The sequence below is a fragment of the Microbacterium sp. genome (genome assembly GCF_036566905.1).
Classification (GTDB): domain Bacteria; phylum Actinomycetota; class Actinomycetes; order Actinomycetales; family Microbacteriaceae; genus Microbacterium.
In genome coordinates, this window is record NZ_DATCVK010000222.1 from 19,805 (window position 1) to 34,207 (window position 14,403).

Genomic DNA, 14,403 nt, shown 5'->3' on the forward strand with positions numbered 1-14,403 from the left:
CTTGATGCTAGCGAAAGAATCGCAACTCTTGACATGAGATTTCGTGGGAAGAGGCATCCATCACGGGTGAAAGTAGAGGAAGAGCACGAATCTGCATCGTCGAAACCATCTGACGGTCGAATCAACGAGGAGCGACACCATGGCCCTTGCCGACATCTTCACCCGAACCGAAGGCTCCGCCCCCGCACGTCCCGCTGCCACGACGACCGGCACCACTCGGACGTATGGCGAACTGCCGACAGTTCAGGGCGAGGGCATGGTCGCACTGCGCGCCTGGGTCGACGAGATCGCCACGCTCACCCGGCCCGCCCGCGTGCACTGGGTCGACGGCTCCCGTGCCGAGAACGACGCGCTGCTGCGCGAGATGGTCGACGAAGGCAAGCTCATCAAGCTCAACCCCGAGTGGCGCCCGGGCTCCTACCTCGCACGCTCGCACCCCAGCGACGTCGCTCGCACCGAGGCGCGGACGTTCATCGCCTCCGAGCGCGAGGAGGATGCCGGCCCGACCAACAACTGGGCCGCGCCCGACGAGATCCGCGCCACGATCACGCCGCTGTTCGAGGGATCGATGGTCGGGCGCACGATGTACGTCGTGCCGTTCTCGATGGGCCCCGTCGGCGGTCCGCTCTCCCACATCGGCGTGCAGGTCACCGACAGCCCCTACGCCGTCACCTCGATCGGCATCATGACCCGTGTGGGCACCGACGTCCTGCGCGAGATCGCCGGCGGCGCTCCCTGGGTCAAGACCGTGCACTCCGTCGGCGCGCCGTTGCAGCCCGGCCAGGCCGACGTCGCGTGGCCCTGCAACGACGAGAAGTACATCGTGCACTTCCCCGACACCCTCGAGGTCTGGTCGTACGGATCGGGCTACGGCGGCAACGCGATCCTCGCCAAGAAGTGCTTCGCCCTGCGCATCGCCTCGGTGATCGGCCGCGACGAGGGCTGGCTCGCCGAGCACATGCTGCTCATCCGCGTGATCGATCCCGCCGGACGCGCCTACCACCTCGCCGCGGCCTTCCCGTCGGCGTGCGGCAAGACGAACCTGGCGATGCTCCGCCCGACCATCCCGGGCTGGCGCGTGGAGACCCTCGGCGACGACATCGCGTGGCTGCGTCCGGGTGAGGACGGCCGCCTCTGGGCGATCAACCCCGAGGCGGGCTTCTTCGGCGTCGCGCCCGGCACCGGCGCCTCCACCAACGTGACGGCGGTCGAGACGCTCTGGGGCAACACGATCTTCACGAACGTCGCGCTGCGTCCGGACGGCGACGTCTGGTGGGAGGGCCTGACCGACGAACCGCCGGCAGAGCTCACCGACTGGGAGGGCAACCCCTGGACGCCGGCATCCGGTCGCCCCGCCGCGCACCCGAACTCGCGGTTCACCGTCGCCGCCGCCCAGTGCCCGCAGATCGCCGACGACTGGGACGCGCCGCAGGGCGTGCCGCTCGACGCCATCCTCTTCGGCGGGCGCCGCGCCACCAACGTGCCGCTCGTGGTCGAGGCGACCGACTGGACCCACGGCGTCTTCATGGGCTCGAACGTCTCATCCGAGCGCACCGCCGCGGCCGAGGGTACCGTCGGGGAACTGCGCCGCGACCCGTTCGCCATGCTGCCGTTCTGCGGCTACAACATGGCCGACTACTTCGCCCACTGGCTGAAGGTCGGGCAGAAGCTGCGGTTCGATCGCGCGCCGCGCGTCTTCCAGGTGAACTGGTTCCGCAAGGGCACGGACGGACGCTTCCTGTGGCCGGGCTTCGGCGACAACTCGCGCGTGATCGACTGGATCATCCGTCGCATCGAGGGCGAGGTCGGCGCCGTCGAGAGCCCGATCGGCCGTCTTCCGCGCGCCGAGGACCTCGATCTCGAGGGCACCGACGTGACGCAGGCCGACCTCGACGAGCTCTTCGCCGTCGACTCGCAGCTGTGGCTGCAGGAGGCCGACCTCACCGAGGAGTTCTACCGCACCTTCGAGGGACGCGTCCCCGCTCCGCTGTGGGCCGAGCTCGCCGCACTGCGGTACCGCCTGCAGCGCGCCTGACCGCGGCGGACTCCTGCGTACACGAAGAGCGGATGCCCCGGCCCCACCTGTGCGGTGGCCGGGGCATCCTTCGTCAGCGCACCTCCGGGCGGGTGATCACTGGGGCGCGACGGCGGTGGAAGGATGACGCGTATGGCCGATCCCGAGATCACCCTGTGCTGCCTGCTCTGGGCCCACCCCGGCGCCGAGGAGGCACTCGTCGCCTACGAGGACGGCGTGCTGGCCCTGCTGCCCGACCACGGGATCGTGCTCGACCTCCGTGCCGTCGGCGACGGCACGCAGGGCCGCCCTCTCGAGACCCAGGTCTACCGGATCCCGAACCAGGCGGCGCTGGACGCCTACCTGGCCGATCCCCGCCGCACCGCGAACGCCGCCGAGCGCGACCGCGTCATCGCGCGCACCGAGCTGTTCCCCGTGACGCTCCGCTGACCCTCAGACCAGCAGCTGGTGCTTCGCGAGGTCGCGGTAGAGCGGCGTCGTCTGCACCAGCTCGGAGTGCGTGCCCTGCCCGACGACCTGGCCGTGGTCCATCACGACGATGTGGTCGCTGTCGACGACGGTCGAGAGGCGATGGGCGATCACGATGAGCGTGCGGCCGGCGGCGACCGCGTCGATCGCCTCGCGCATGCGCTGCTCGTTGAGCCCGTCGAGCGACGAGGTCGACTCATCCAGCAGCAGGATCGGGGGAGCGGCCAGCAGCGCCCGCGCGATCGCGAGACGCTGGCGCTCGCCGCCCGAGAGCATGACGCCCGACTCGCCCACGGGAGCGTCGACGCCGAGCGGGTTGCGGTCGAGCACGTCGCCGAGGTTCACGGCGCGCAGCACCGCTTCGCACTCGGCATCCGAGGCCTCGGGCGACGCCAGTCGCAGGTTGTCGCCGATCGTCCCGGCGAGGGTCGGGGCGTCCTGCTCGACGTAGCCGAGCTGCGCGCGCAACGCGTCGCGGTCGAGCGCCCGCACGTCGGTGCCGTCGAGCAGGATCGCGCCGCCGGTCGGGTCGTAGAAGCGCTCGATGAGTGCGAGCGTCGTGCTCTTGCCGGCGCCCGACGGGCCGACGAGCGCGACGCGCGCACCCCGCGGGACCGAGAACGACACCCCGCGCAGCACGTCGGCATCGGCGGAGACGGATGCCGCGGCATCCGTCCGCCCGTCGGTTCGAGCAGCGGCGGGCTCGTCGCCGAGCGCGATCGTGGACGTGTCGACGTGCGCGCTCTCGAGCACGGCCCGTGCCTCGGACTCCGCCTTGCGGCGCGCCTCGACGACGTTCTCGGGGTAGCGGAACCGCACGTCGCGGAACTCGATCGCCGCCTCGGCGACGGCATCGGAGCCTGACGAAACCGCGGCCGCGCGCACGCGGGCGGCGATCTCGGCGTCGCTCTGCGACTCGGTCGGCAGGTCCAGCACCTCCTGGATGCGGCCGAGGGCGCCGAGCGCCTGGCTCACCGACGTGATCGCGCCGAAGAACGAGCCGAGAGGCGCGATCAGCATGAACAGGAACATGATGAAGGTCACGAGACTGGCGATCGACAGCGCGCCGGTGGCGACGCGGAAGCCGCCCAGGCCGATGACCACGAGCAGTGACACCTGCAGGGCGATACCGGCGATCGGCACGACCAGCGCCGACACCTTGGCGATGCGGATGCCGACGGCGTAGGCATCCGTCGCCTGAGTCGTGACGGCCTCGACCTCGCGCCCCGTCGCACCCGACGCGCGGACCGTGCGGATCGAACCCACGGCACGCTCGACGCCCGACGCGAGCGCGCCGACCTTCTCCTGCTGCTCGGTCGAGGCGGTGCGGATGCGGCCGCTCAGCGCGACGACGCCCAGCACCGAGACGCCGATCACGACGATGATGATGGCGAGCAGCACCGGGTCGATGACCGCCATCGCGATCAGCGCGCCGGCGAACAGCAGCGCGTTGCCGATGGAGTCCGCGAGGCCCTGGGTGAGCGCGGCGTACAGGAGCGTGGTGTCGCTGCCGACGCGCGAGACGAGGTCGCCGGTGCGGCGGGCGTCGAACTCGCTGATCGGCAGGTGGAAGATCCGGGCGATGAGCCGGCGCCGGCTGGAGTACACGACGGCGGTGCCGGTGCGCTGCAGCAGATAGTGCTGCCAGCCCGAGATCAGCGAGGCGAGCAGGACGAATCCGACGAGCGCCCAGATCAGCAGGCCGAGGTCGAGCCCCTCCTGCACGCGCGTGATCACCTGCCCGACCAGCAGCGGCTGCACGAGCGAGGCGCCGGCGCTCAGGATGCTGAGCACCACCACCACGGCCAGCGTGCGCTTGTGCTCGAAAAGGTAGGGAAGCAGCTGCGCGAAGGTCGCGCGCGGGCCTTCCTGGTTCTTGCCGCGGCGCGGGCGTCCGCGCGAGGGGCGCGGGGAGGACGCCGCGGGGGATGCGGCGGCGGGGGCTTCGTCGAGTTCGGCGGAGGGCATGGGTGTACCTCGTTCGTGAAGGGGGCTTACCTTCGACCGTACTTCTTGTGGACGGCCTGTCTGCTCACGCCCAGGGCGCTCGCGATCGCCTGCCACGAGAAGCCGAGGTTGCGGGCCTTGCGCACCTGCACCTCTTCGGCGCGAGCGAGCTCGCGGCGCACCTCGGCGAGACGGTGCAGTTCGGCGAGCGGCTCGCGCGCGTCCGATGCGCCGATCAGGGTGCGCAGGTCGTCACCGCTCATCGCGTCGCCTCTCGTAGTGGGCGCCCATCGGAGGATGAGCTGTCGGATCACGGATGCCGCGGCTGCGGCATCCGTCGTCAACCGTAGTTGACACCCGAACAGGTGTCAACTCGCATTGACACCTGAGGCGCTGCGTCGGGCGCTGTGCGGTGTCGGAGCGGGGGGTTAGTGTGGTGCGGTGCCTGCCCCCGTGATCACCGCTGAGAACCTCGTCAAGGCCTACAAGGTCAAAGGCAAGCCCGACTTCCTCGCCGTCGACGGCCTGTCGTTCGAGGTCGCGCCCGGAGAGTCGTTCGGCCTGCTCGGCCCCAACGGCGCCGGCAAGTCCACGACGATGAAGATGGTCGGCGCCGTCTCGACCCGCACGGGCGGCGAGCTGTCGATCCTCGGGCTCGATCCCGACCGCTACGGACCCGAGATCCGCTCGCGCCTGGGAGTGGTGCCGCAGCAGGACAACCTCGACGGCGAGCTCAACGCCCGCGAGAACCTCTACATCTACGGCCGTTACTTCGGACTGCCCGGCAAGGTGTGCCACCAGAAGGCCGACGAGCTGCTGGCGTTCGCCCAGCTCGAAGACAAGGCGAAGAGCAAGGTCGAGCAGCTCTCGGGTGGCATGAAGCGCCGCCTCACGATCGCGCGCGGCCTCATCAACGACCCGCGCATCCTGTTGCTCGACGAGCCGACCACGGGCCTCGACCCGCAGGCGCGCCACGTGCTGTGGGACCGCCTGTTCCGCCTCAAGGAGCGCGGCACGACGCTGGTGCTGACGACGCACTACATGGACGAGGCCGAGCAGCTCTGCGACCGGCTCATCGTCGTCGACAAGGGCCGCATCATGGCCGAGGGCACCCCCGCCACGCTCATCCGTGAGCACTCCAGCCGCGAGGTGCTCGAGGTCCGCTTCGGCTCGGAGCGCAACGAGCAGGTCGCACCGCAGCTCGAGGGCATCGGCGAACGCGTCGAGGTGCTGCCCGACCGCATCCTGGTGTACGCCCACGACGGCGAGGCGGCGCTCGAGGCGGTGACGCAGCGGGGGCTGACGCCGATCACGTCGCTCGTACGGCGCTCCAGCCTCGAGGATGTGTTCCTGCGCCTCACCGGAAGGTCGCTGATCGAATGACCTCCGTTCCCGAAGACGCTCAGCCCACCGGCGAGTCCGGCGAGTCACGGATGCCGCGGCCCAGCGGCGCGCCGTCCGCCACGGCCACGCAGCTCTCGCTCGACGAACTGCGCGCCGAGGCGATGCAGTGGGGGCGCAGGCCCCGCGCGTTCGGGACGTGGTATGTCACCGAGCACATGGTGCGCGCGATGCGGGCGTACGGCTGGACCATCATCGTCGGCGCCCTGGGACAGCCGATCCTGTACCTGCTCGGCCTCGCGGTCGGACTCGCCGCCCTCATCGACGCACCCATCACGCAGAACGGCGTCGAGGTGTCGTACCTCGTGTTCGTCGCACCGGCGCTGCTGATGACAGCCGCGATCTCGGTCGCGTCGGAGGAGTTCTCGTACCCGGTGATGGCCGGGTTCAAGTGGCGTCGCTACTTCTTCGGCTTCAGCGCGACAGGTCTCTCGCCGGGGCAGATCGCCGGCGGCGTCGTCGCCGGCGCGTCCGCGCGCATCATCGTCGTCGTGGTGGCGTACTACCTGTTCCTGTGGCTGTTCCAGGCGGTGCCGAACCCCGAGACCGGCTGGCTCACGATCCCGATCGGACTGCTCGCGGGCCTCGCCTTCGGCATCCCGTACATGGCGTACGCCGCTTCGATCACCGATGACAAGGGCCAGGTCGCGCTCGTGCAGCGCTTCATCTTCATGCCCATGTTCCTGTTCTCGGGCACCTTCTACCCGCTGGCCACCCTGCCGCTGTGGCTGCAGTGGATCGGGTGGGTCTCGCCGCTGTGGCACGCGACCGAGCTCGGCCGCATCGCCACCTACGGCCTGCCGGTCGATCCGTTCGCGATCGTGATCCACGTCGGGTATCTGCTGCTGCTGTCGATCGGCGGGTACGCCATCGGCCGGCGCATCTTCCAGAGGAGGCTCGGCGCATGACCGTCGCGACCGGAACCGAGACCGCGGTCGCGCGCACCGGCGGCGTGCGGGCGCTGTGGGCCGGCAACCCGCAGTCGGTCGTGCAGCGCGGTCTCATCGCCGCGCGCTCGTCGAGCTGGGCGGTCGTGCTGTCGGGCTTCTTCGAACCCGTGTTCTACCTGGCCTCGATGGGGATCGGCCTGGGTTCGCTCATCGGCGATGTGCAGACGTCCAGTGGCGTCGAGGTGCCCTACGCGGCCTTCATCGCTCCGGCCCTCCTCGCGGTCTCGGCGATGAACGGCGCGATCTACGACTCCACGTGGAACGTCTTCTTCAAGCTCAACTACGGCAAGCTCTACGAGGGCATGCTGGCGACCTCACTCGGGCCGCTCGACGTGGCGCTCGGCGAGATCCTCTACGCGCTGCTGCGCGGCCTGCTGTACGCCACCGGCTTCATGGTCATCATGCAGATCCTCGGCCTCAACCTGGCGTGGACTGCGATCCTCGCCCTTCCCGCCGTGCTGCTCATCGCCTTCGGGTTCGCGAGCCTCGGCATGGCGGTCACGAGCTACATGAAGACGTTCCAGCAGATGGACTGGATCAACTTCGTGCTGCTGCCGATGTTCCTGTTCTCGGCCACGCTCTACCCGATCACGATCTATCCCGAGTGGATCCAGCACGTCATCATGGCGTTCCCGCTGTGGCACGGCGTCGAGCTGGTGCGCGGTCTGACCACCGGCATCCTCACACCCGCGATGTGGTGGCACGTGCTGTACTACGTCGTCATGATCACGATCGGCCTCGTGTTCACGACGAAGCGCCTGCGCGCGCTGTTCCTCGACTGAGGCAGGGCCTCGAACGACGGATGCCGCAGCCCGCGCGGGCTGCGGCATCCGTCGTCGTGAGTACCGAGGTCAGAGTGAGCCGGTCGCCCCGACGCCGAGGTCGGCGTCGTAGTCGATGTCCTTCGTCTCGGGCGCCAGGAGCAGCGCGATGAAGGTGAGCACGCTCATCGCCGAGAGGTAGAGGCCGACCAGCACGGGGCTGCCGCCCGCGGAGGCCCACAGCCACACCGCGACGATCGGCGCGAGCGCGGCCCCGAGGATCGACGACACGTTGTACGAGATCGCCGAGCCCGAGTACCGCACGTTCGTCGGGAAGAGCTCCGGAAGCACCGCGCCCATCGGGCCGAAGGTCGACCCCATCAGCATGAAGCCGAACACGAGGAACGCCTGCACGAGCGCGCCGGTGAACTTCGGGTCGACCTGCGGCAGCAGGAAGATGTTGAACGTGAGACCGAACACGATGATGAGGCCGGTCACCCACAGCAGCAGCCGTCGGCGCCCGATCGCGTCGGCGATCGGTCCCGACAGCAGCGTGAAGATGCCGAAGAACACGACGCCGATGATCTGCATCACCACGAAGTCGGTGTAGCCGAAGCCGAGACCCGGGTAGAACTGCGCCGCGAAGGCGGTGGGGTCGAACGGGTTGCCCGCGGCTTCTGCGGCGGCCTGCGCGGCGGCGGATGCCGTCTCGAGGTCGGCCGCCTTGGTGCCGTACGAGAGCGTGAAGTTCGTCATCAGGTAGAACAGCACGTAGGTCGCCAGCATGATGAACGTGCCGAGGATCAGGTGCCACCAGTGATGGCGGAGGACGGTGGCCAGCGGGAACTTGCGGATCGCGCCCTTCTTCTCGGCCTTCACGAAGGTCTCGGACTCGACGAGGCGCAGTCGCACCCACAGGCCGATGACGACCATGACGGCCGAGAACAGGAACGGCACGCGCCAGCCCCACGCGAGGAACTCCTCCGACCGCTGGCCGGCACCGTCGGGGTGGGGAAGCAGGTAGTTGATCGCGAGGAACACCGAGTTGGCGATGATGAACCCGAGCGGTGCGCCCAGCTGGGGGAACGTGCCGTACCAGGCGCGCTTGCCCTTCGGGGCGTTCTCGGTCGCGACGAGTGCCGCGCCCGACCATTCGCCGCCGAGCGCGAAGCCCTGTGCGAGTCGCAGCACCAGCAGCAGCACGGCCGCCCACACGCCGATCTCGTTGTAGGTCGGCAGGCAGCCGATGAGGAAGGTCGCGATGCCCATCGTGAGCAGCGAAGCGACGAGGGTGGCCTTGCGGCCGAAGCGGTCGCCGAAGTGGCCGAACACGATCGCGCCGAGCGGGCGGGCGACCATCGCGGCGCCGAACACGCTGAACGACAGCAGCAGCGACGTGGTGTCGTTGCCCGTGGGGAAGAAGAGGATGGGGAAGACCAGGACGGCGGCGGTCGCGTAGACGTAGAAGTCGTAGAACTCGATCGTCGTGCCGACGAGGCTGGCGAGGATGACGCGGGAGCGGGGATTGGCGGGGGCCGCGGGGATCGCGGCAGTGGTGGGGGAGGTCAATTTTCACCTGGGCATGCGCGGAGCGGGGCATCCTGGTGGGATGCGGCGGTGGGCGTCCGCATGGCGCAGGGTGACGCGTCAGGCGGCACTGCACTGGATCACCGTGGGCGCGGACGGTGTCGTCCGGCACGAAGAACCAGCCTACTCCCGAGACCACGCACCGGGCGCGGATACCGGAAAGCGGATGCCGCGGCCGAAGCCGCGGCATCCGCTGTCGAAGTTCTGAGGGCGAGTCAGCGCCAGATCACGGCGATCGCGGCGTTGGTGAGCGTCAGCACGCCGACGGCCCAGAACATCGCCGGCGGGAGCGACCCCGTCTTGCGCTGGCGGCCGCGGCCGATGCCGAGGAGGGCGCCGATCACGAGCAGGATCACGAGCTTCACGCCGAGCTTGACGTAGTTGAGCTCGTAATCGATGCCCCACGGCGCGGCGAGGATGAGTCCGGCGACCGCGGCGATCGCAAGACCCCAGTCCATGACGCGGGTGAATCGCCGCTTGCCGTTCACCGCCTCCACCACCCAGGCGCCGAACAGCACGGCGAAGCCGACCAGGTGGACGAGCACGACGATGTGGCGAAGGATTTCCATGCTCGTCACGCTAGAACCTCACGCCGCGCCCCGCCAGGTAGGGCGGCCTCACCCAGTCAGACCCGAAGCTCCCGCAGCACGAGGGCCGTCCGGATCGCTGCGTCCGCCGCCTCGAAGCCCTTGTCCTCCACCGAGCCCTCCAGACCGGCGCGGGCGATCCCCTGCGGCTCGTCGTCGAGCGTCAGCACGCCGAAACCGACCGGCTTGCCCGTGTCGAGCGCCACGCGCGTGAGGCCGTCCGTCGCCGCGTTCGAGACGAACTCGAAGTGCGGGGTCCCGCCGCGGATGATGACGCCGAGCGCCACGACCGCGTCGGCGCCGGCATCCAGTGCCGCCTTCGCGACGACCGGCAGCTCGAACGAGCCGGGCACCCGCACGATGCGGTGCGAGGCGCCGGCGGCCGTCACGGCGCGCTCAGCACCGGCGATGAGGCCGTCGGTGATCGTCTCGTGCCACGTTCCGGCGACGACGACGACATCGAGTCCCGTGCCGTCGACCGTTCCGGTGACCAGGGGCGCGCCCTTGCCGCTCATCGTTCTGCTCCCTCGTGCATCTGGGCGAGTGCGTCGGCGAGGTCCGCCTCCGCGATCAGGTGACCCATGCGGTCGCGCTTCGTCGCCAGGTACTGGTGGTTGTTCGGGCCGACGCCGACCAGCAGCGGCACCTGCTCGACGATGTCGAGTCCCAGTTCGCGCAGCTGGTTCACCTTGTCGGAGTTGTTGGTCAGCAGCCGCACGCGCTCGATGCCGAGATCCGACAGGATGCCGGCGGCCGCCGCGTAGTCCCGCGCGTCGGCGGGCAGGCCGAGCGCCAGGTTGGCGTCGACCGTGTCGAGGCCGCGCTCCTGCAGCGAGTAGGCGCGGAGCTTGTTGATGAGTCCGATGCCGCGGCCCTCGTGACCGCGCATGTAGATCACGACGCCGCCGTCCTGCTCGATGGCGTCCAGCGCCGCCTCGAGCTGCGGGCCGCACTCGCACTTGAGCGACCCGAAGGCCTCGCCGGTCAGGCACTCGGAGTGCACGCGCACGAGCGGCGCGTCGCCCAGTTCGCCCGAGACGACGGCGATGTGGTCCGTGCCGGTGACGCGGTCCTTGTACGCCAGGAACCGGAACGCCCCGTGCGAGGTGGGCACGTTCGCCTCGGCACGCAGGCTCACGCGGCGCTTGTGGGCGTTGCGGATCGCCGGGTCGCAGGGGGCGTTCTCGTCGAGGTAGGCGATGAGAAGCTCGATGGTGATCACCGGGATCTCGTACTCGGCGCCCAGCTCCTGCAGCCCCGGCAGTCGCATCATGCTGCCGTCGTCGGCGACGACCTCGCCGATGACGCCCACCGGTGCGAGCTCTGCGAGCTTCATGAGCTCGACAGCGGCCTCGGTGTGACCGGCGCGCTCGCGCACGCCGCCGTCGACGGCGCGCAGGGGCAGGATGTGGCCCGGTCGGATGACGCTCGTCGGCGTCGACTCGGGGTCGGCGAGCACGTTGAGCGTGTGGGCGCGGTCGACCGCGCTGATGCCCGTCGAGATGCGGTCGGAGGCGTCGACGCTCACCGTGTAGGCGGTGCCGCGCGCGTCCTGGTTGTTCTCCACCATCGGCGGCAGGTCGAGTCGATCGGCCCAGTCCGAGGGCATCGGGGCGCACAGGAATCCGCTCGTCCAGCGGACCGTCCAGGCGACCCACTCGGGGGTGGCGAGCTGGGCCGAAAGGATGACGTCGCCCTCGTTCTCGCGGTTCTCATCGTCGGCGACGATGACCGGCCGCCCGGCGCGCAGCGCCTCGAGGGCCTCGGGGATCGTGGAAAGGCTCATCTCGAGCCTCCTTCCGTCGGTGCGGACGCGTCCGCGGGGAGTTCGGGTGCGGCTGCCGGAGCCGCGAATGCGCCCTCGCGGAGCGCGGGTGCGGCCGGAGCCGCGAATGCAGCCTCGCGGGGCGCGGGTGCGGCCGGAGCCGCGAAAGACAGCAAACGCTGCACGTGGCGCGCCAGGATGTCGGTCTCGAGGTTGACGCGGTCGCCCGGCACGCGGGCGCCCAGGGTGGTGGCCGCGAGCGTCTCGGGGATCAGCGACACCTCGAACCATGCGTCGGCCGCGGGAGCGGGGCTCGCGGCGCTGACGGTGAGCGAGACCCCGTCGACCGCGATCGAGCCCTTGTCGACGACCAGGGGGGCGAGCTCCGCCGGAAGCGAGATGCGCAGCACCTGCCACTGCGCGCCGGGGCGCACCTCCAGCACCGTGCCGGTGCCGTCGATGTGGCCCTGCACGATGTGCCCGCCGAGGCGGCCGTGGGCCGCGGTCGCGCGCTCCAGGTTCACGGGGCGGCCGGCGGCGACGCCGTCGAGCGTCGACATGTCGAGCGTCTGCTTCATGACGTCGGCGGTGAACCAGCCGTCACCCTGGCCGACGACGGTGAGGCAGACCCCGCTGACCGAGATCGAGTCGCCGTGCCCGGCATCCGACACGGCCTTCGGCCCGCGCACGGTCAGGCGCACGCCGTCGCCCGAGGGCTCCACGGCGGTGACCTCGCCGATCTCCTCGACGATTCCGGTGAACATCACTCGTCTCCTTCCGACGACGGTTGATCCACGCGCGCCGAGGTTCGCAGCGCGTCAGCGGCGGCGGGCGGCGTGGGGCGGGCGACGTACAGCAGGTCGTCGCCGAGTGGGGTGACGGATGCCACGGCCAGGCGCTTCGCCTCACCGATGGTCGTGACGCCGATGTCGTGCAGCGCCAGGCGGTCCCCGCCCAGCAGCATCGGTGCGACGTAGACGAGCAGCTCGTCGGCGAGCCGCTCGCGCAGGAACGAGGCGGCCACCGCGGGGCCGCCCTCGACGAAGACACGCTGGACACCGCGCGTGCGCAGGTCTTCGAGCGCTGCGGCGAGGCCTCCCGACGCCCCGTCGCCCGGATACTGCAGGAACGGGTGGGGATGCCGGCGCAGGGCCGCATCCTCCGGCACCGGTCGCGCGCCGACGACGACGGGAACGGGCTGGTGGGGGAGGAGCGACCCGTCCTCGGCCCGCGCGGTGAGCGCCGGGTCGTCGGCCAGCACGGTGCCCGTGCCGGCGACGATCGCGTCGGCCTCGGCGCGGCGACGGTGGACGTCGGCGCGTGCCGCCGGTCCGGTGATCCACTGGCTGGTGCCGTCGGACGCCGCCGCCCGGCCGTCCAGGCTCTGCGCCCACTTGACGGTGACGTGCGGGCGGCCGAGGCGCTGGACCGTGAGCCACGAGTCGAGCAGCGCCGTCGCCTCGTCGGCGAGGAGACCTGCCTCGACGTCGATGCCTGCGGCGCGCAGCCGCGTGCCGCCACCCGAGGAGTGGTCGCCCGGATCCGCGATGGCATAGACGACGCGCGTCACGCCCGCGGCGATGAGCGCCTCGGAGCAGGGGCCGGTGCGGCCGGTGTGGTTGCAGGGCTCGAGCGTGACGATCGCCGTTGCTCCGCGGGCCTCGCCCGGCGCGAGCTGGGAGAGGGCGTCGACCTCGGCGTGCGGTGTGCCCGCGCCGCGGTGCCAGCCTTCGGCGATGATGTCGCCGTCGCGGCCCAGCAGCACAGCGCCCACCTGCGGATTCACACCGCGCGGACCGCGCTGTGCGATCGCCAGTGCCCGACGCATCGCGTCGTGTTCCGCCGTGCTCGCCATCCCGCCCCTCGTCTCGTCGTTCTCGACGCTCCGGGGCAGGGGAAGCGGCGACGCCTGTGGCGTCGCTGGTGTGCTGCCTCCCATCCGGACTAGCGACCGCGCTCCCGAAGGAACCCTGTCGCATCACCGTCGGTTCCGGAATTCCACCGGATCGGCCGCGGCGTCATCCGTAACGGATGCTGAAGCCTTGGCTCGCGGACTGTCACCGCCGGTTCGGATTCTCACCGACCCCGGAGCACGTTGATGCTCTCGAGTGTAGTCAACGCGGCATCCGGCTATTCATTCCATGTCTTCGCATGAACTGCGGCCCCGTCGCACCGGGCGTCGCTCGGCCCGATGTCCTGGCGCCGACGTAGCCTGGGAGGGGGATGGAGAGGCGATGAACACGGCGGGATCGATGCGGGCATTCGAGGAACTGGCAGCGCGGCCTTATGCGGACGTGCTGATCATCGGCGGCGGGATCAACGGGCTCGCGACGTTCCGCGACCTCGCCATGCAGGGCGTCGACGTCGCGCTCGTGGAGCGGGACGACTTCGTCAGCGGCGCGTCGGCGGCGTCATCGCACATGATCCACGGCGGCATCCGCTATCTCGAGAACGGCGAGTTCCGGCTCGTGCACGAGGCGGTGACCGAGCGCAACGCGCTGATGCGCATCGCCCCGCACTACGTCCGACCGCTGCAGACGACGATCCCGATCTTCTCCACCTTCTCGGGCGTGCTGTCGGCCCCGCTGCGGTTCCTGCGGCACGGCGGGGGCAAGCCGCGGGAGCGCGGCGCCGCGCTCATCAAGATCGGGCTGGTGATCTACGACTCGTTCTCGCGAGGCGGGGGCGTGTTCGGCGGCGGGACCGTGCCGCGTCACACCTTCTACGGCCGCAAGCGGTCACTCGCCCAGCTGCCGCTGCTGAACCCCGACGTCAAGTACACGGCGACCTATTGGGACGCGTCCCTGCACGATCCCGAGCGGCTCGCCCTCGACGTGCTGCGCGACGGCCGGGCGGCGGGCGGCGGGCGGGCGCGCGCCGCGAACTACACCGCGGCGGTCGG

14 protein-coding genes and 1 riboswitch are annotated in these 14,403 nt (G+C 70.4%); of the genes, 6 read left to right on the forward strand and 8 right to left on the reverse strand.

All coding sequences use genetic code 11. The features are described from left to right. The first annotated feature begins 139 nt into the window (after positions 1-139). Both VIP82_RS19915 and VIP82_RS19920 read left to right on the forward strand, forming a co-directional pair. Positions 140-2,035 (forward strand): phosphoenolpyruvate carboxykinase (GTP), encoded by a 1,896-nt coding sequence (locus VIP82_RS19915; protein ID WP_331911824.1) that lies wholly within the window; start codon positions 140-142, stop codon positions 2,033-2,035. Between the two features lie 132 nt (positions 2,036-2,167). Continuing rightward, entirely contained in the window at positions 2,168-2,464 is a 297-nt protein-coding gene (locus VIP82_RS19920) for a hypothetical protein (RefSeq protein ID WP_331911826.1), read from the forward strand. A gap of 3 nt (positions 2,465-2,467) precedes the next feature. On the opposite strand, the gene VIP82_RS19925 is transcribed toward VIP82_RS19920, so the two are convergent. Further along, positions 2,468-4,471 carry an ABC transporter ATP-binding protein gene (locus VIP82_RS19925; RefSeq protein WP_331911828.1) on the reverse strand — a complete coding sequence of 668 codons (2,004 nt, stop codon included), beginning with the start codon at positions 4,469-4,471 and terminating at the stop codon, positions 2,468-2,470. Positions 4,472-4,497: 26 nt separating this feature from the next. Next, the gene (locus tag VIP82_RS19930) at positions 4,498-4,713 is read right to left on the reverse strand and encodes an AsnC family protein (protein WP_331911830.1); all 216 of its coding nucleotides are present in this window, start codon (positions 4,711-4,713) and stop codon (positions 4,498-4,500) included. 178 nt (positions 4,714-4,891) lie between these two features. On the opposite strand from VIP82_RS19930, the gene VIP82_RS19935 reads away from it, so the two are divergent. Genes VIP82_RS19935 through VIP82_RS19945 form a run of 3 tightly spaced genes read left to right on the forward strand, consistent with a single transcriptional unit; the run spans position 4,892 to position 7,583 of the window. Next, positions 4,892-5,833 carry an ABC transporter ATP-binding protein gene (locus VIP82_RS19935; protein ID WP_331911832.1) on the forward strand — a complete coding sequence of 314 codons (942 nt, stop codon included), beginning with the start codon at positions 4,892-4,894 and terminating at the stop codon, positions 5,831-5,833. Between the two features lie 50 nt (positions 5,834-5,883). After that, a complete protein-coding gene (locus tag VIP82_RS19940) occupies positions 5,884-6,759 on the forward strand; it encodes an ABC transporter permease (RefSeq protein WP_331911854.1) in 876 nt (291 codons plus the stop codon). Beyond that, positions 6,756-7,583: an ABC transporter permease gene (locus tag VIP82_RS19945; protein WP_331911834.1), complete on the forward strand. Its 828-nt coding sequence runs from the start codon at positions 6,756-6,758 to the stop codon at positions 7,581-7,583. The genes VIP82_RS19940 and VIP82_RS19945 overlap by 4 nt, the downstream gene beginning before the upstream one ends. Positions 7,584-7,652: 69 nt before the next feature. Here VIP82_RS19945 and VIP82_RS19950 read toward each other — a convergent pair whose 3' ends face one another. The 6 genes from VIP82_RS19950 to ribD form a co-directional block, all read right to left on the reverse strand. Beyond that, positions 7,653-9,131 carry an MFS transporter gene (locus VIP82_RS19950; protein ID WP_331911836.1) on the reverse strand — a complete coding sequence of 493 codons (1,479 nt, stop codon included), beginning with the start codon at positions 9,129-9,131 and terminating at the stop codon, positions 7,653-7,655. Positions 9,132-9,364: 233 nt separating this feature from the next. Beyond that, a complete protein-coding gene (locus VIP82_RS19955) occupies positions 9,365-9,718 on the reverse strand; it encodes a Fe-S protein (RefSeq protein ID WP_331911838.1) in 354 nt (117 codons plus the stop codon). Between the two features lie 56 nt (positions 9,719-9,774). Beyond that, the gene (gene ribH / locus VIP82_RS19960; RefSeq protein WP_331911840.1) at positions 9,775-10,251 is read right to left on the reverse strand and encodes a 6,7-dimethyl-8-ribityllumazine synthase; all 477 of its coding nucleotides are present in this window, start codon (positions 10,249-10,251) and stop codon (positions 9,775-9,777) included. Next, positions 10,248-11,522 carry a GTP cyclohydrolase II gene (ribA, locus tag VIP82_RS19965; protein ID WP_331911842.1) on the reverse strand — a complete coding sequence of 425 codons (1,275 nt, stop codon included), beginning with the start codon at positions 11,520-11,522 and terminating at the stop codon, positions 10,248-10,250. The genes ribH and ribA overlap by 4 nt, the downstream gene beginning before the upstream one ends. Then, entirely contained in the window at positions 11,519-12,265 is a 747-nt protein-coding gene (locus tag VIP82_RS19970) for a riboflavin synthase (RefSeq protein WP_331911844.1), read from the reverse strand. The genes ribA and VIP82_RS19970 overlap by 4 nt, the downstream gene beginning before the upstream one ends. After that, positions 12,265-13,356 (reverse strand): bifunctional diaminohydroxyphosphoribosylaminopyrimidine deaminase/5-amino-6-(5-phosphoribosylamino)uracil reductase RibD, encoded by a 1,092-nt coding sequence (gene ribD, locus VIP82_RS19975; protein WP_331911846.1) that lies wholly within the window; start codon positions 13,354-13,356, stop codon positions 12,265-12,267. The genes VIP82_RS19970 and ribD overlap by 1 nt, the downstream gene beginning before the upstream one ends. Positions 13,357-13,424: 68 nt before the next feature. Then, positions 13,425-13,597: riboswitch (FMN riboswitch) on the reverse strand. A gap of 138 nt (positions 13,598-13,735) precedes the next feature. Here ribD and VIP82_RS19980 point away from each other — a divergent pair. Next, the coding region (locus VIP82_RS19980; protein WP_331911848.1) for an FAD-dependent oxidoreductase at positions 13,736-14,403 on the forward strand (668 nt) is incomplete at its 3' end.

Excerpts from the sequence above, each read along its gene's own strand:
- VIP82_RS19915 (WP_331911824.1), top strand. The coding sequence starts at position 140 with ATGGCCCTTGCCGACATCTTCACCCGAACCGAAGGCTCCGCCCCCGCA.
- VIP82_RS19920 (WP_331911826.1), top strand. The coding sequence starts at position 2,168 with ATGGCCGATCCCGAGATCACCCTGTGCTGCCTGCTCTGGGCCCACCCC.
- VIP82_RS19925 (WP_331911828.1), bottom strand. The coding sequence starts at position 4,471 with ATGCCCTCCGCCGAACTCGACGAAGCCCCCGCCGCCGCATCCCCCGCG.
- VIP82_RS19930 (WP_331911830.1), bottom strand. The coding sequence starts at position 4,713 with ATGAGCGGTGACGACCTGCGCACCCTGATCGGCGCATCGGACGCGCGC.
- VIP82_RS19940 (WP_331911854.1), top strand. The coding sequence starts at position 5,884 with ATGCCGCGGCCCAGCGGCGCGCCGTCCGCCACGGCCACGCAGCTCTCG.
- VIP82_RS19945 (WP_331911834.1), top strand. The coding sequence starts at position 6,756 with ATGACCGTCGCGACCGGAACCGAGACCGCGGTCGCGCGCACCGGCGGC.
- VIP82_RS19955 (WP_331911838.1), bottom strand. The coding sequence starts at position 9,718 with ATGGAAATCCTTCGCCACATCGTCGTGCTCGTCCACCTGGTCGGCTTC.
- ribH (WP_331911840.1), bottom strand. The coding sequence starts at position 10,251 with ATGAGCGGCAAGGGCGCGCCCCTGGTCACCGGAACGGTCGACGGCACG.
- ribA (WP_331911842.1), bottom strand. The coding sequence starts at position 11,522 with ATGAGCCTTTCCACGATCCCCGAGGCCCTCGAGGCGCTGCGCGCCGGG.
- VIP82_RS19970 (WP_331911844.1), bottom strand. The coding sequence starts at position 12,265 with ATGTTCACCGGAATCGTCGAGGAGATCGGCGAGGTCACCGCCGTGGAG.
- ribD (WP_331911846.1), bottom strand. The coding sequence starts at position 13,356 with ATGGCGAGCACGGCGGAACACGACGCGATGCGTCGGGCACTGGCGATC.